At 69.7% G+C, this 14,173-nt stretch carries 16 protein-coding genes; 7 read left to right on the top strand and 9 right to left on the bottom strand.

Features of this window, described 5'->3' with window-relative positions:
* Positions 1-3 precede the first annotated feature (3 nt).
* The 4 genes from PKE84_RS17240 to PKE84_RS17225 all read left to right on the top strand — a co-directional run bounded on the left by PKE84_RS17240 (position 4) and on the right by PKE84_RS17225 (position 3,853).
* A complete protein-coding gene (locus PKE84_RS17240) occupies positions 4-1,398 on the top strand; it encodes a sensor histidine kinase (protein WP_271178480.1) in 1,395 nt (464 codons plus the stop codon).
* On the top strand, positions 1,395-2,072 hold the full coding sequence (locus PKE84_RS17235; RefSeq protein ID WP_271178479.1) for a response regulator: 678 nt from the start codon (positions 1,395-1,397) through the stop codon (positions 2,070-2,072). The genes PKE84_RS17240 and PKE84_RS17235 overlap by 4 nt, the downstream gene beginning before the upstream one ends.
* Before the next feature lie 70 nt (positions 2,073-2,142).
* Complete coding sequence (locus tag PKE84_RS17230; protein WP_271178478.1) at positions 2,143-3,387, top strand: mechanosensitive ion channel family protein; 1,245 nt, start codon at positions 2,143-2,145, stop codon at positions 3,385-3,387.
* 55 nt (positions 3,388-3,442) lie between these two features.
* The gene (locus tag PKE84_RS17225) at positions 3,443-3,853 is read left to right on the top strand and encodes a globin (RefSeq protein WP_271178934.1); all 411 of its coding nucleotides are present in this window, start codon (positions 3,443-3,445) and stop codon (positions 3,851-3,853) included.
* A gap of 34 nt (positions 3,854-3,887) precedes the next feature.
* Here PKE84_RS17225 and PKE84_RS17220 read toward each other — a convergent pair whose 3' ends face one another.
* Both PKE84_RS17220 and PKE84_RS17215 read right to left on the bottom strand, forming a co-directional pair.
* On the bottom strand, positions 3,888-4,430 hold the full coding sequence (locus PKE84_RS17220) for a hypothetical protein (protein WP_271178477.1): 543 nt from the start codon (positions 4,428-4,430) through the stop codon (positions 3,888-3,890).
* A 117-nt stretch (positions 4,431-4,547) separates the two neighbouring features.
* Positions 4,548-4,958: a VOC family protein gene (locus tag PKE84_RS17215; RefSeq protein WP_271178476.1), complete on the bottom strand. Its 411-nt coding sequence runs from the start codon at positions 4,956-4,958 to the stop codon at positions 4,548-4,550.
* 96 nt (positions 4,959-5,054) lie between these two features.
* Here PKE84_RS17215 and PKE84_RS17210 point away from each other — a divergent pair, with 96 nt between their 5' ends.
* Entirely contained in the window at positions 5,055-6,710 is a 1,656-nt protein-coding gene (locus tag PKE84_RS17210) for an FAD-binding dehydrogenase (protein ID WP_271178475.1), read from the top strand.
* A gap of 76 nt (positions 6,711-6,786) precedes the next feature.
* Here PKE84_RS17210 and PKE84_RS17205 read toward each other — a convergent pair whose 3' ends face one another.
* Positions 6,787-7,473, bottom strand: a complete 687-nt coding sequence (locus tag PKE84_RS17205) for a DUF8185 domain-containing protein (RefSeq protein ID WP_271178474.1) — start codon at positions 7,471-7,473, stop codon at positions 6,787-6,789.
* A 41-nt stretch (positions 7,474-7,514) separates the two neighbouring features.
* Between PKE84_RS17205 and PKE84_RS17200 the strand changes: the two genes are divergently transcribed.
* Entirely contained in the window at positions 7,515-8,378 is an 864-nt protein-coding gene (locus PKE84_RS17200; protein ID WP_271178473.1) for an acyl-CoA thioesterase, read from the top strand.
* A 50-nt stretch (positions 8,379-8,428) separates the two neighbouring features.
* On the opposite strand, the gene PKE84_RS17195 is transcribed toward PKE84_RS17200, so the two are convergent.
* Entirely contained in the window at positions 8,429-9,121 is a 693-nt protein-coding gene (locus tag PKE84_RS17195; protein WP_271178472.1) for a zf-HC2 domain-containing protein, read from the bottom strand.
* Complete coding sequence (locus PKE84_RS17190; protein WP_271178471.1) at positions 9,118-9,627, bottom strand: sigma-70 family RNA polymerase sigma factor; 510 nt, start codon at positions 9,625-9,627, stop codon at positions 9,118-9,120. Before PKE84_RS17190 ends, PKE84_RS17195 begins: the two co-directional genes overlap by 4 nt.
* A 132-nt stretch (positions 9,628-9,759) precedes the next feature.
* Between PKE84_RS17190 and PKE84_RS17185 the strand changes: the two genes are divergently transcribed.
* Positions 9,760-10,167: a QcrA and Rieske domain-containing protein gene (locus tag PKE84_RS17185; RefSeq protein ID WP_271178470.1), complete on the top strand. Its 408-nt coding sequence runs from the start codon at positions 9,760-9,762 to the stop codon at positions 10,165-10,167.
* A gap of 105 nt (positions 10,168-10,272) precedes the next feature.
* On the opposite strand, the gene PKE84_RS17180 is transcribed toward PKE84_RS17185, so the two are convergent.
* From PKE84_RS17180 to PKE84_RS17165, 4 genes are all read right to left on the bottom strand, one after another.
* Positions 10,273-10,749: an acyl-CoA thioesterase gene (locus tag PKE84_RS17180; protein WP_343881455.1), complete on the bottom strand. Its 477-nt coding sequence runs from the start codon at positions 10,747-10,749 to the stop codon at positions 10,273-10,275.
* A gap of 103 nt (positions 10,750-10,852) precedes the next feature.
* Entirely contained in the window at positions 10,853-12,535 is a 1,683-nt protein-coding gene (gene ettA / locus PKE84_RS17175; protein WP_271178469.1) for an energy-dependent translational throttle protein EttA, read from the bottom strand.
* Between the two features lie 285 nt (positions 12,536-12,820).
* Complete coding sequence (locus PKE84_RS17170) at positions 12,821-13,354, bottom strand: DUF6993 domain-containing protein (protein WP_271178468.1); 534 nt, start codon at positions 13,352-13,354, stop codon at positions 12,821-12,823.
* Positions 13,355-13,393: 39 nt separating this feature from the next.
* Positions 13,394-14,029: a single-stranded DNA-binding protein gene (locus PKE84_RS17165; RefSeq protein ID WP_271178467.1), complete on the bottom strand. Its 636-nt coding sequence runs from the start codon at positions 14,027-14,029 to the stop codon at positions 13,394-13,396.
* Positions 14,030-14,173 lie beyond the last annotated feature (144 nt).

Genomic DNA, 14,173 nt, shown 5'->3' with positions numbered 1-14,173 from the left:
CGTATGACCACTGACCCGATCACCCCCGGCCGGACGGCTTCTCCGGCCGGGGGTGATCTGTTGCTGCCGCGGCCGCCAGGCGCCATCCGGCGGTTCTTCGCGGCGCATCCGGTGCTGGTCGACGCCCTGATCGCCGGCGTCTATCTGGTGCCGAGCCTGACGGCCGGCATCGTTGCGATCGTGATGGAGCCGAGCTGGCAGCTCGCCGCGCGCCTGGTGCTGCACGCCATCGCGGGGGCTGCGCTGTTCCTGCGCCGCCAGCGGCCGTGGGCGGTGTTCATCGTCGCCCTGGTGGTGATGCTGGCCGGTGTCACCCTCGCGCGCGACATCGACTTCGTGCCCGCTCTCTTCGCGCTCTACGCGCTGGCCGTCTACCGGTCGGCGCGCGCCGCGTGGATCGGCTTTGCGGCCTATTCGGCGGCGACAGTCATCGCGCTCACCACCGGCTGGCTCCTCGCGCAGGTGAACTTCTACACGCCGCTCGACAACGAACCGATCGCGTCGGGCGTCATCGTCATCGTGCTCGCCCTCGTGTGGGTGCTGATCGGCAACAACATCGGAGGTCGGCGCCGCTATCTCGCCGCCCTCATCGACCGGGCGCAGCAGCTCGCGCGCGAGCGCGACCAGCAGGCCGTGATCGCCGCTGCGGCGGAGCGCAGCCGCATCGCCCGCGAGATGCACGACATCGTGTCGCACAGTCTCACGGTGATGGTGACACTCGCAGACGGCTCCGCGGGGCTCGTCGCGACGGCCCCCGAACGGTCAGCGGATGCGATGCGGATGGTCGCAGAGACCGGGCGCTCGGCGCTGGGTGATATGCGGCGCCTACTCGGCGTTCTGCGCGCGACCGAGGGGAACGGGGCCGAGCACGCGCCGCAGCCGGGTCTCGGCGAGCTCGGCGAGCTGGTCGAGCGCTTCCGCGCGGCGGGACTCCCGGTCCGCATCAGCGTGACCGGGACTCCGCCGACCGACACCGGGCAGCAGCTCACGGTCTTCCGGGTGGTGCAGGAGGCGCTCACCAATGCACTGCGATACGCCTCGCTCGCCACCACCGTCGAGGTGAGCATCACCTTCGCGGCCGATCGGATCTCCATCACCGTCGACGACGACGCCACCGTTCGAGGGACGCCGGGCCAGGGTTCCGGCCGCGGACTGCTCGGGCTGCGCGAGCGCGTCGGCCTGTACGGCGGCTCGCTTCAGGCCGGCCCACGCGCCGGGCGTGGGTGGCGCCTGCGCGCGGAGTTCGACGCCCTCGCGCCGGCGGCGGCATCCTCGGCCAGCTCTGTTTCACCGCCCGACGCAGCATCTCCGACCGACTCAGCATCTCCGCCCGACTCGGCATCTCGGCCGACACCGCCCGCACCGCCCGCACCGATCTCGCCCAGGAGTTCTTCGTGACCGATCGTCCCCCCATCCGTGTGCTCCTCGTCGACGACCAGGCGCTCGTTCGTCTGGGCTTCCGCATGGTGCTCGACGCCGAGAGCGACCTGACCGTGGTCGGCGAGGCGGGCGACGGAGGCGAGGCCGTTCGGCTCGCCGTCGAGTCGCGTCCCGACGTCATCCTGATGGACGTGCGGATGCCGACGCTCGACGGAATCGAGGCCACGCGCCGGATCGTCGCCGCGAATCCGGATGCGCGGATCATCATCCTCACCACCTTCGACCTCGACGAGTACGCCTTCGGAGGACTGCGGGCCGGCGCCAGCGGATTCCTCCTGAAGGACGCCCGCCCGGCCGAGCTCACCGCTGCGATCCGCGCCGTGGCTGCCGGCGACGCGGCCATCTCCGGCCGCGTCACCCGCTCGATGCTGGAACTGTTCGCCGACGTCCTCCCCGCCTCGGCCGCGGCTGGCACGCCCGCCTCCGACCCGACGGCGGCGCTGACCCCGCGCGAGCGCGAGATCCTGCTGGCGATCGCCGAGGGCCTCTCGAACGGCGAGATCAGCGAGAAGTTCTTCCTGACCGAATCGACGGTCAAGACCCACGTGGGCCGGGTGCTCGCGAAGCTTCAGCTGCGCGACCGCGTGCACGCCGTGATCTTCGCGTACGACAACGGACTCGTCGAGCGCTGATCCCACAGCGGGCGGCCTGACGGCGAGACCCAGCACCCGCCAAGGCGCGGCTCGGTAGGCTCGTACGCATATGTTGAAGCTGCAATCGAACTTCTGGACCGACCTCGGCGCGTGGGCCGTGGCGAGTGGATGGCTCCTCCTGCAGGTGGCGGCGATCATCCTCGGAGCCTTCCTGCTGAGCTGGATCCTGCGGGTGGTGATCAGGCGCGTCGTGCGCCAGATCGTCAGCGGCGTGAAGAAGAACCAGAACGTCACCGACACACAGGCGCTGGTCGCGTCGCCGCTCGCCGCCGTGCGCGTGGTGCAGCGCACCCGAACGCTCGGAACGGTGCTGACGAACATCGTCAACGTGACGATCGGCATCATCGCGATCATCCTGGTGATCAACACCCTCGCTCCCACTGCGCTCGGCTCGCTGGCGCTGCTCACGGCCGCCCTCGGAGCCGGCCTCGGTTTCGGCGCCCAGAACATCGTCAAAGACGTGCTCAACGGTCTCTTCATGGTGATGGAGGACCAGCTCGGCGTCGGCGACATCGTCGACCTCGGGCCGGCGACCGGCGTCGTCGAGGGGGTCGGCATCCGGATCACGCAGGTGCGTGACGTCAACGGCGTGCTCTGGTACGTGCGCAACGGCGAGATCCTTCGGGTCGGCAACATGTCGCAGGGCTGGTCGCGCGTGATCATCGATCTCGCGGTGCCATACGACGCGGACGTCGAGGCCGTCGAAGCCAAAATGATGGAGACCGCGACGGCGCTCGCGACAAGCCCGAAGTGGCGGTCGCGCATCCTCGAGAAGCCCGAGATCTGGGGACTCGAATCGATCTCGGCCGAGGCCATGGTGATCCGCATCGTGCTCAAGACGCGCACGACCGCCAAAGACGACGTCTCCCGCGAGCTCCGGATGCGCCTCAAGACGGCGCTGGACGAGATGGGTGTCAAGCTGCCGTCGCTCAACGCGATCGTACTCAGCGGCTTCGACGGCGCGGCGAGCGTGACCGGCGCGAAACCGCCTCGCACCCGGCCGACGCCGGTCGTGAACGAGGCCCCGAAGGGACGCAAGGCCCGCGCGGCCGCCAAGCGCGGCGCCACCGTCGCGTCCGACCCGCGCGCGCTCCGTCTGAAGGGCACCGCCATCGAGACGGGCACGGATGCGACGCAGAAGCCGGCGCCGTCCACGAAGGGGCCCGTCACGAAGCCGACCACGAAGCCCACCACCAAGCCGTCGACCACGTCCACGCCGACCGCGTCCGGCCCCGCCGAGCCGACCGAACCGCCCACGGCCGAACCGCCCAACACCAAGCCCCCGCAGGAGTGACGTGACCATCCCCACCAGTCCCGAGAGCGCCGGAACGGTCCCGCCCAGTCCCGTCGTGCTCCGCTCGAGCGAGAACGGCGCCGGTGTCGAGCAGACCTTCTTCGAGCAGGTCGGCGGGCACGCGACGTTCAAACGCCTCGTCGACGCCTTCTATCGAGGCGTCGCCGGCGACCCGGTTCTCAAGCCGATGTATCCGGAAGAGGACCTCGAACCGGCAGCCGAGCGGTTGACGCTGTTCCTCGAGCAGTACTGGGGCGGCCCCGGCACCTACAGCGAGCAGCGCGGTCACCCGCGGCTGCGCATGCGGCACATGCCTTTCAAGGTCAATCCCGACGCGCGCGACCGCTGGCTCGCGCACATGCGCGCTGCCGTTGAGGAACTCGACCTGCCTCCCCTGCAGGAGGAGACCCTCTGGGCCTACCTGGAGCGGGCAGCCTTCGCGATGGTGAACACGTTCGAGGAGTGACCGGCGCTGTGGTCCGCCATGGGCCGCGGCGCGACTAGCGGCGCGACTCGTTCGCGAGCATCCGGATGGTGCGGTAGCAGCCGAGCGCGGCGAACGCCAGGGCGAGCACGATCTGCGGGAGATACGCGCTCCAGAGGTCGCCGTTGGTGAAGATGTTGCGCCAGAACAGGCTCCAGAACTGCGGCTCGCTGAGCGCCTCCGACAACGGGATGCCCACGGCCTGCACGAGGTCGGAGAAGATGCCGGCACCCAGGCTCAGCACGACCGTGACGACGATGATCGCCAGGACGCCCCAGAACGACGCCCGCGTCACCCGTGCCTTCGAGCCGACCCGGTAGAGCCAGACGGCCCCGAACGAAACGCCGTACGACACGATCGACGCGATGAAGCCGATGTTCCAGAGCAGCACCCAGGCGGCGACGCCGACAGGGATCACCACCAAGGCGAGGGCGAGCCCGCGCGCGACGCGCTCCGGCTCCGGGACCGCGGGGCCGACCAGCTCCGGCGGCACCGAGACCTCGGGGGCGACAGGCTCGGCAGGAACGGTGGTCGACTGATCGTCGTGGGCGTCGGACATGGCGGCTACTCCCCCTCAGCGCGGATCTCGCGCGAGTCACAGCCTGCCACGCCCTACCCGCGCACCCGGCACGTGCGGACTCCCCCAGTCCGAGGGATGCGCCGCGGGAACGGATCGCTAGGAGGGGTGGGCCGCCAGCTCCGCCGCGTCGCGCTCCGCCTGGCTGCGCTCGACGCAGAACTCGTTGCCCTCCGGGTCCTGCATCACCACCCAGCCGCGGCCATCCGGCAGCCGGTGGTCGGCGAACACCGTCGCACCCAGGGCGAGGAGTCGTTCGACCTCGTCATCCCGCGTGCCGTCGGTCGGTGCCACGTCGAGGTGCACCCGGTTCTTCACCGACTTCCCCTCCGGCACATTGATGAAGAGCAGCCGGGTGAGGCCATCCGGACTGATGATGAGGTTCTCCTCGTCATCCGGGCCATTGGGGTCGTCCGGGTCCTCCGAGAAGCCGGTCACCTGTGCCCAGAACAGGGACTGCTCATAGGCATTCGCGCTGTCGAACGTGATGTGGTTGATTCGAACCGCCATACTCCACAGAATAGGCCTGGCCCGTACGAGCGCGGCAGGCCCCCGCCAGACCCGCCCCACCCGCCCGACCACCCCTGTGCCGAAGGAGACACCCGGATGACCAACGCAGTCACAGAGTCAGACGCCATCATCGTCGGAGCGGGCCTCGCCGGCCTGGTCGCGGCGTCGGAGCTCATCGACGCTGGCAAGCGCGTGACGATCGTCGAGCAGGAGCCCGCCGCGTCACTCGGCGGACAGGCGTGGTGGTCGTTCGGCGGCCTGTTCCTCATCGACTCGCCGGAGCAGCGCCGGATGGGCGTGAAGGATTCCCTCGCCCTCGCGCGCCAGGACTGGCTCGGCAGCGCCGGCTTCGATCGCGAGGAGGACCACTGGCCCAAGCGCTGGGCGGAGGCCTACCTGCAGTTCGCCGCCGGGGAGAAGCGCGCCTGGCTGCACGAGAAAGGTGTGCGCTTCTTCCCGATCGTCGGCTGGGCCGAACGCGGCTCGGGCATCGCGGGCGGCCACGGCAACTCGGTACCGCGCTTCCACATCACGTGGGGCACCGGCCCCGGTGTCGTCGCACCGTTCGTGCGCCGCGTGCAGCAGGGGGTCGCCTCCGGTCTCGTCACGCTGCTGCACCGGCACCGCGTCGACGAGCTCATCGTTGAGGACGGACGCGTCACAGGCGTGCGCGGCGCGATACTCGCCGAGGACCCGGCACTCCGAGGGGCGCCCAGCTCCCGGGAAGTCGTCGGCGAGTTCGAGCTCAGCGCCACCGCCGTCGCGGTCACCAGCGGCGGGATCGGCGGCAATCACGACCTGGTTCGTGCCGCCTGGCCGGAACGGCTCGGCACTCCCCCGACGCACATGCTGTCCGGCGTCCCCGCGCACGTCGACGGCCGGATGCTCGGAATCAGCGAGGCGGCGGGAGCGCGCCTCATCAACGGCGACCGGATGTGGCACTACACCGAGGGCATCCAGAACTGGAACCCGGTGTGGCAGCAGCACGGCATCCGCATCCTGCCCGGCCCGTCGTCGCTGTGGCTCGACGCGTCGGGCGAGCGTCTCCCCGTGCCGCTGTTCCCCGGATTCGACACGCTCGGCACGCTGGAGCACCTGCGCACGACCGGCGCCGACTACAGCTGGTTCGTGCTCACCCAGAAGATCATCGAGAAGGAGTTCGCGCTGTCGGGCAGCGAGCAGAACCCCGACCTGACGAACAAAGACCTGCGGCTGCTGTCGAAGCGGATCGGTCCCGGGGCGCCCGGGCCGGTCGAGGCGTTCAAGGAGAAGGGGGCCGACTTCGTCGTGGCCGACACACTCGACGAACTCCTGGCGGGGATGCAGCGACTCTCCGATGTGCCGCTCGACAGCGAGCGCGTCGCGCAGCACATCCAGGAGCGCGACCGCGAACTCGACAACGCGTTCAGCAAGGACCTCCAGCTCGCGGCCATCCGTGGGGCCAGGGAGTACCGCGGCGACAAGCTGATCCGGGTGGCCAGCCCGCACAAGCTGCTCGATCCGTCGGCGGGGCCGCTGATCGCGGTGAAGCTGCACATCCTGACCCGCAAGAGCCTCGGCGGAATCGAGACCGACCTCGACGGCCGTGTCCTCGGCGACGGCGGTGAGCCGGTCGCCGGGCTCTACGCGGCGGGGGAGGCGAGCGGGTTCGGCGGCGGCGGCGTGCACGGGTACCGCGCCCTCGAGGGCACGTTCCTCGGCGGCTGCCTGTTCTCTGGCCGTCAGGTGGGCCGGGCGATCGCGCGCGGCTGACGCACGGGCTGCCTGCTGCGGGGCGCTGCGGGGTGAGGCGCTGCGGAGTGGAGCGCTGCGGGGTGAGGCGCTGCGGCTACGCGCGCAGCGTCCAGGCCTGCCGGCGCACCAGCACGTGGCCGCGCTTCGTCGTGAGCCGCGTCCATGGGCCGGTCTCCAGGATGGACACCGGCTCGCCCTCGCCGAGGAAGCCGAGGCTCTCGGCGGCGAACGCCGCGCCCGCCGGAATGTACTCCAGCCCCTCGACCGGCTTGCCCCAGACCTCGGCTCGCACCCGCTGCACGAGCTGTTCGCCGGTGCCCGTCGGCACCGCTTCGGCCACCTCGGCGATGCCGTCCTTCGCCGTCTGCTGCAGCAGGTCGGCGGAGGCGTCGCCGACGGGCCGCCAGCCGCCCCGTGGCGGCGAGATGCCGGCCCAGGTGACCGTGGAGACCTCGAGCGGCATCCGGACCTCTACCGGGCCGTCGACGCCGTCGCCAACCGGGAGAGCGTCGGAGATCCGCGCCAGGCGATCGAGCAGCGACCGGATGGGCACCACCGCGTCGAACGCGACCTCCGGCTGGATGGCGAACGTGCGCAGACCGAGCACCGTCGGCGTCTGGTCGAGCAGGCCGCGCGGGTACAGGATCGCCGAGTACACGGCGAGGACGCCCGATCCGCCGATCAGGCGCACCGAACCTTCCTCCACACGGGCCGCCCGGGACAGGTAGGTCTGCAGGTCGGACACGGAGAGGGAATCCAAGAGGGAGAATGACTGGCTCATCTGCTGTCTAAACTACCAAGAGACATCACGATGGAGGCACTGTGACCGAGCCCCTGGCATCCCTTCTGACCGCGCTCGATCTGACCGACACCGGCGCACGCACCAGTGAGGACATCTTCACCGGACCGTCGCAATGGATGCCCCTCGGGCGTGTCTTCGGCGGCCAGGTGCTCGCGCAGTCCATCGTGGCCGCCCAGCGCACCGTGCCCGACGACCGTTCCATCCACTCGATGCACGGCTACTTCCTGCGGCCGGGCGACGTCAACCTGCCGATCACCTTCTCGGTCGACCGCATCCACGACGGCCGCTCATTCTCGACCAGGCGCACCCAGGCCTATCAGAGCGGGCTGCCCATCCTGTCGATGATCGCCTCGTTCCAAGACGACGACGAAGGCCTCGAGCACCAGATCGAAATGCCGGACGACCTGCCGGATCCCGAGTCGCTGCAGAGCTCGGCCGCGGTGCTGGCCGACATCGACCATCCGGTCGCACAGTACTGGGCCAGCGACCGCCCGTTCGACATCCGGCACGTCACCTCGCCGATCTACTTCACGGTCGAGGGCGAGCAGGTGGCGCACCAGGCCGTGTGGTTCCGCGCGATCGGAACGCTGCCGGACGACCCCGAGCTGCACCGCGCCGCTCTCGCCTACGCCAGCGACTACTCGATCATGGAGTCGGTCATGCGACGGCACGGCGTCGCATGGGCCACGCCCGGACTCAAGGCGGCGAGCCTGGACCACGCCATGTGGTGGCACCGCTACGCCCGGGTCGACGAGTGGCTGCTCTACCTGCAGGAGTCGCCGTCGGCCAGCGGCGGCAGAGGCCTCTCGCTCGGCCGTATCTACAGCCGTGACGGCCGGCTGATCGCCAGCGTGGCGCAGGAGGCGATGGTGCGGGTGCCGTAAGGCGCCGTCCCGTAGCCCGTCGCCTTCCAACCCGTCGCCCCGGGCCCCGGCTACCCGAAGGTGCTGCGCAGCAGCACGGTGCCGTCGGTCGCCGAGCGGATGTCGACGCTCGCGATCTTCGACAGCGGCACGCTGGTCGTGGCGACCGGCTCGACCGTCGATCCCGCCTGCGCCGTCCAGGTCGAGATCTGTGTGGCGACCCCGCTCCGGTCGGTGACGACCATCGCATAGGTCCAGACCCGCCCCGACTCGCTCCCCGCCCACTCGGCGTAGCTGCACCGCGACTCGATACGGGTCCCCCACGGCTCGGAGACGAGCTTCAAGTCGGCGCTCAACGCGCTCGGCTCGACCTGCGTCATCTGGACGCTCGTTCCGGCCTGCTGCGTGACGGGAGGCGCGACGAGGGACGGCACCACCACGGCCGAGATCGCGATGATGGCCGCCGCCGCGGCCAGCGCACCGGCGGTCCACCATCGGCGACGAGTGCGGCGCCTACGCGCCTCGCTCAGCAGTGCCGGAAGCAGTTGCGGGGTGGGCGCGACCGTCGGGTCGTCGAGCAGTGCGAACGCGTCGTCGGGGGCGACCCTGCCCAGGATGCCGGGGAGACCGGCCAGCTCCCCCATCGACGTGGCGCAGTCGCTGCACGTGCGCAGATGCTCCTCGTATGCGCGGCGCTCGGTGGGCGACAGCGCCCCGAGCACGTAGGCGCCGTCCCATGTCGCGAACTGGTCGTGAGTCGTCATCGCTCGGTCACCCCCCTCTCCTGCAGTGCGAGTCTCAGCGCGCGCAGCCCGTAATGGATGCGCGACTTGACGGTCCCCTCGGGAATGTCGAGCTCCCGTGAGATCTCGGCGATCGAACGTCCGCCGTAGTACGCGTGAACGATCACCGCGCGGTGCTCGTCGGACAGCTCCGCGAGGGCGTCCGTCACCAGCCAGGCGTCGAGCACGGCATCCGCCTCGTTCGGTCCACCGCGCTCGGGCAGCACATCGGTGCCGATCTCGTGGATGCTGTGGGCGCTGCGCTTGTCGTCGATCACCAGGTTGCGTGCCACCGTGAACATCCATGCGCGCGCCGAGGACTGCGACTGGTCGAGCACCGCCGGCCGGCGCCAGGCGCGCAAGAGGGTCTCCTGAACGACGTCATCGGCCATCGCGCGGTCGCCGGTGAGGTGCACCACGTAGCGCCACACCGCCTGCGCGTGCTGGTCGTGCAGCTCGCGGAGCAGTCGCGCGTCCTCGTTCGGCATGCACACCTCCACCAGATACACGAAGCCGCTTCAAAGAAGGTTCACCGTTTCACGGCCCCGCATTGAACCGTTCGCACGGCAGACTCGTGGATACCGGTATTACAAAGCTACGCCGACCCGTGAGGACTCAGTATGACCGAACCGACTCCGCTCACCCGACGCACCCTCGTCTCGATCGGCGGAGCGTCCGCGGGCGCCCTGCTGCTCGCCGCGTGCACGTCCGATGGCGCGGCCGGCTCCGAATCGGGCTCCGTCACCGTGCCGCTCTCCTCGATCCCCGTGGGAGGCGCTGTCTCCGCGAAGCTCGGGTCGACGCCCGTCGTCGTCTCGCAGCCCACGGAAGGAAAGGTCGTGGCCTTCAGCGCGGTCTGCACGCACCAGGGCTGCACCGTCGCTCCGACGGGCAAGGAGTTCGACTGCCCGTGCCACGGCTCCCGCTTCGACGGAACGACCGGCGACGTGCTCCAGGGCCCGGCTCAGCAGCCGCTCGGCAAGCTGACCGCCTCGGTGTCGGGTGACACAGTCACCGTGACGAAGTAGCCGTCCCAGCGAGTTGCGCCGAATGTGCGCTCGCGCACGCTCCGGACCGCACATTCAACGCAAGTCGGCCTGCGCGGGTAGCGGCGGCCGCGGCGGCCGCGGCGGTCAGCCGCGCTTGGTGAACTGCACCGGCTCGTCGAGGTAGGGCGTCCAGGCCGCGCGCTCGCCGTCGTTGATGCGGCGCGGCCGCTCGCTCGCCGCATCCACCAGCACGATCGTCGTCGCGGCGCGCGCGTACAGGATGTCGGGCTCGGTTCCGCGGGGCGAGTGCACTTCGTAGCAGACCTCGAGGCTCGCGCCGCCGAGGCGTCCGAGCCAGAGCTGCACGTCGAGCGGCTGCCGCAGGTACGGGATCGGCGCCAGGTACTCGATCTCCTGCCGCGCGATCAGCGTGAGCGTGTCAGCACCCGGCCGCCCGTCGAGCACCGCCGTGCTCGCGCCGACCGCCTCTTCTGCGTCGTCGGTGATCCAGAACGCGATGATGCGCGCCTCCTCGAGGAGGCGGAGCATCTCCGCGTTGTTCACATGGCCGTAGGCGTCGAGGTCGCTCCAGCGGAGCCTGATCGGCACGTGCAGTCTCATCGTCTTCGCCTTCCTGCGTCGTTGCTTGCTGCGCCAGCTCTGTGCTGCGCCTGTTCTCCCGCTCGGCCGCGACGGATACGACGGCCGGGCGGGAGCGCGGGGCTCAGTCGCGGGTGAGCTTGCGGTACGCGGAGCGGTGCGGCTTGGCCGCGTCCGGGCCGAGGCGCTCGATCTTGTTCTCCTCGTACGCCTCGAAGTTGCCCTCGAACCAGTACCAGTTGGCCGGGTCCTCCTCGGTGCCTTCATAGGCGAGGATGTGCGTGGCGATGCGGTCGAGGAACCACCGGTCGTGTGTGATCACGACGGCGCAACCCGGGAACTCGAGCAACGCGTTCTCGAGGCTCGAGAGCGTCTCGACGTCGAGGTCGTTGGTCGGCTCGTCGAGCAGCAGGAGGTTTCCGCCCTGCTTGAGCGTCAGCGCCAGGTTGAGGCGGTTGCGCTCACCACCGGAGAGCACGCCGGCCTTCTTCTGCTGGTCCGGTCCCTTGAACCCGAAGGTCGAGACGTAGGCGCGCGACGGCACCTCCATCTTGCCGACCTGGATGTAGTCGAGCCCGTCGGACACGACCTCCCAGAGGCTCTTGTTCGGGTCGATGCCGCCGCGGGACTGGTCGACGTACGAGATCTCGACCGTCTCACCGATCTTGAGGTCACCGCCGTCGAGCGGTTCGAGACCGACGATCGTCTTGAACAGCGTCGTCTTTCCCACGCCGTTCGGGCCGATGACGCCGACGATGCCGTTGCGCGGAAGCGTGAAGGTGAGACCGTCGATGAGTTTGCGGTCCGCGAACCCCTTCTCGAGGTTCTTCGCGTCGATCACGATCTGGCCGAGGCGCGGGCCCGGCGGGATCTGGATCTCTTCGAAGTCGAGCTTTCTGGTGCGCTCCGCCTCGGCCGCCATCTCCTCGTAGCGCGCCAGACGCGCCTTCGACTTCGCCTGGCGTCCCTTCGCGTTGCTGCGCACCCAGTCGAGCTCTTCGGAAAGCCGCTTGGAGAGCTTGGCGTCCTTCTTGCCCTGGACCTCGAGTCGAGCCTGCTTCTTCTCGAGGTAGGTCGAGTAGTTGCCTTCGTACGGGTACAGGTGACCGCGGTCGACCTCGGCGATCCACTCGGCCACGTGGTCGAGGAAGTACCGGTCGTGGGTCACGGCGAGCACAGCACCGTGATACTTGGCCAGGTGCTGCTCGAGCCAGAGCACGCTCTCGGCGTCGAGGTGGTTGGTGGGCTCGTCGAGGAGCAGCAGGTCGGGCTTCTGGAGCAGGAGCTTGCAGAGCGCGACGCGGCGCTTCTCACCACCGGAGAGGCTCGTGACCGGCCAGTCCCCCGGCGGGCAGCGGAGCGCATCCATCGCCTGCTCGAGCTGCGAGTCGAGGTCCCACGCGTCTGCGGCGTCGATCTTCTCCTGCAGCGTGCCCATCTCGGCGAGCAGGGTGTCGAAATCGGCGTCGGGGTCGGCGAGCAGCCCGGAGATCTCGTTGAAGCGGTCGACGTACGACTTGATCTCGCCGACGCCCTCCTGCACGTTCTCCAACACCGTCTTGCTCTCGTCGAGCAGCGGCTCCTGCATCAGGATGCCCACCGAGTAACCGGGCGTGAGCTTGGCTTCGCCGTTGCTCGGGGTGTCGAGCCCCGCCATGATCTTGAGGATGGTCGACTTACCCGCACCGTTCGGGCCGACGACACCGATCTTCGCCCCCGGCAGGAACGACATGGTCACGTCGTCGAGAATCAGCTTGTCGCCGACCGCTTTGCGGGCGCGCACCATCGAGTAAATGTATTCGGCCATGCCCTCCAGTCTATTGGGCGCGGGCGGCGCACCGGTCCCACCGGCCTCGCTGCCCGATACCTCCTCTCACGTTGCGCTCCACCTCTGGCATCGCCGTGACACCGCCCTGCCATCGCCGTGAGTGGTCACGTATTGTCGCTGGCCGGCCCGGAACCGCGTGTGTGGCGACAGTTGGTGACCGCTCACGCTCGTGCACCGCCAGCGCCCTGTGGATAAACGCGGGGCACGGCTCGACGCACGGCTCGACGCACGCCCTGCACGGGCATCCACCACCGCCGGCGCGAGCTACCAGTCGATCGCGCGGGTCTGGCCGATGAGGCACGAACCTGTGCCGAGCACCGGGGTGACCTGGCTGCTGTAGCCGCCGGCATCCGCACCGTTCTGTCCGATGAGGCAGCTGTCGCCCATGCGCACCGAGAACTGGATCGAATTCGCCTTGAGGCCGATCGTCGACGTATCCGGAGTGACCTGCATGTCGGCCTTCACGAAGCCCGCCGCCACGAGCGCGTCGATGAAGTCGCGGCCCTGCGCAGCAGGCTTGGCCGCGAGGGTGGCCTTGTTGACCTTGTTGAAGAACGGCAGATTCTGCTGCGCCGTTCCATCGGGGTGCAACTCGATGGCACTCGAGGTCTGGCTCGGCGTCGCCGTCGCCGTCGCCGTCGGGCTCGCGCTCGCGGTGCTCGGGGTCGGCGCGGGGCCGCCGCCGACGCATCCGCTCAGCAGAACCGAGACCATGATGGCCCCCGTCGCTGCACCCCAGACCCCTGCCGCGCGCCCCCGGGATCGACGGACGATCGGGAGGCGTCGCACGTCGGTCATCTCGTCTCCGTTGCGGTAGCGGTGGGGGCGAGAGCCATTCTAGAAGGGCACCGCGGGTGAATCCTCCGCGGTCACCGGGAGAGCCCAGCCGTCCGCGTCGCGGTCGATCCCGGCCCCGGCAGGGGCTGCGTGAACGTCTCCGTCGCCGCGCGACCCACTCGACAGCCCTCGCGATGCGTCCGAGCCGTCGCCCGGCATCCCGGTGTCCTCAGCCGCAGCTCCACCTGCCGCGTCTCGCTCTACAGCATCGCCCTGCGTCCCGCTGCCTTGTGTCCCACCGCCAGGCGCCCCCTCACCGTGCCCGTCGATCGGCGCCGAGCGGATCGTGCGCGCGAACGACGCGCTGCCCCAACCGAGATCGTGACCGACCGCATCCGCGTCGATCTCGACCACGATCCCCGAGCGGTCGTCGTTCTCCCACTCCCGAACGCTCAGCCGGCCGGAGACGATCACCGGGTCGCCCTTCGAGACGCACGAGGCGACGTTGAGCGCGAGCTGCCGGAATGCCGTGACGGTATACCAATTGGTGCCCGTGTTCTCCCACGCCTGGGTCTGCCGGTTGAACCGGCGACGCGACGCGGCGAGGCGGAACGTCGTGATGGGCAGCCCCTCGGCCGTGACGAGGTGGTTGGGGGCGGTGGCGACGAAGCCGCGCGTGGCCAGGGAATCGTTCATGGTGCTCTCCTTCGGAACCTCGGAACATCGCCGGATGGCGGTGCTGACGAGTCTCGAACGGATGAGCATCCGGAAACCGCGTGCGCATCAACCTGGGGAAAGGCTCTCGACGCGAGCCCCTGTGGAGGCGGGAGGCGGGAGCCG

Origin of the sequence: Leifsonia poae (assembly GCF_027921845.1) — a bacterium.
GTDB lineage: Bacteria > Actinomycetota > Actinomycetes > Actinomycetales > Microbacteriaceae > Leifsonia > Leifsonia poae.
The sequence above is the reverse complement of the archived record's forward strand: the minus strand, read 5'-3'. Positions and strand labels throughout refer to the sequence as shown.

Excerpts from the sequence above, each read along its gene's own strand:
- PKE84_RS17240 (WP_271178480.1), top strand. The coding sequence starts at position 4 with ATGACCACTGACCCGATCACCCCCGGCCGGACGGCTTCTCCGGCCGGG.
- PKE84_RS17230 (WP_271178478.1), top strand. The coding sequence starts at position 2,143 with ATGTTGAAGCTGCAATCGAACTTCTGGACCGACCTCGGCGCGTGGGCC.
- PKE84_RS17220 (WP_271178477.1), bottom strand. The coding sequence starts at position 4,430 with ATGTCCGACGCCCACGACGATCAGTCGACCACCGTTCCTGCCGAGCCT.
- PKE84_RS17215 (WP_271178476.1), bottom strand. The coding sequence starts at position 4,958 with ATGGCGGTTCGAATCAACCACATCACGTTCGACAGCGCGAATGCCTAT.
- PKE84_RS17210 (WP_271178475.1), top strand. The coding sequence starts at position 5,055 with ATGACCAACGCAGTCACAGAGTCAGACGCCATCATCGTCGGAGCGGGC.
- PKE84_RS17205 (WP_271178474.1), bottom strand. The coding sequence starts at position 7,473 with ATGAGCCAGTCATTCTCCCTCTTGGATTCCCTCTCCGTGTCCGACCTG.
- PKE84_RS17195 (WP_271178472.1), bottom strand. The coding sequence starts at position 9,121 with ATGACGACTCACGACCAGTTCGCGACATGGGACGGCGCCTACGTGCTC.
- PKE84_RS17190 (WP_271178471.1), bottom strand. The coding sequence starts at position 9,627 with ATGCCGAACGAGGACGCGCGACTGCTCCGCGAGCTGCACGACCAGCAC.
- PKE84_RS17185 (WP_271178470.1), top strand. The coding sequence starts at position 9,760 with ATGACCGAACCGACTCCGCTCACCCGACGCACCCTCGTCTCGATCGGC.
- PKE84_RS17180 (WP_343881455.1), bottom strand. The coding sequence starts at position 10,749 with ATGAGACTGCACGTGCCGATCAGGCTCCGCTGGAGCGACCTCGACGCC.
- ettA (WP_271178469.1), bottom strand. The coding sequence starts at position 12,535 with ATGGCCGAATACATTTACTCGATGGTGCGCGCCCGCAAAGCGGTCGGC.
- PKE84_RS17170 (WP_271178468.1), bottom strand. The coding sequence starts at position 13,354 with ATGACCGACGTGCGACGCCTCCCGATCGTCCGTCGATCCCGGGGGCGC.
- PKE84_RS17165 (WP_271178467.1), bottom strand. The coding sequence starts at position 14,029 with ATGAACGATTCCCTGGCCACGCGCGGCTTCGTCGCCACCGCCCCCAAC.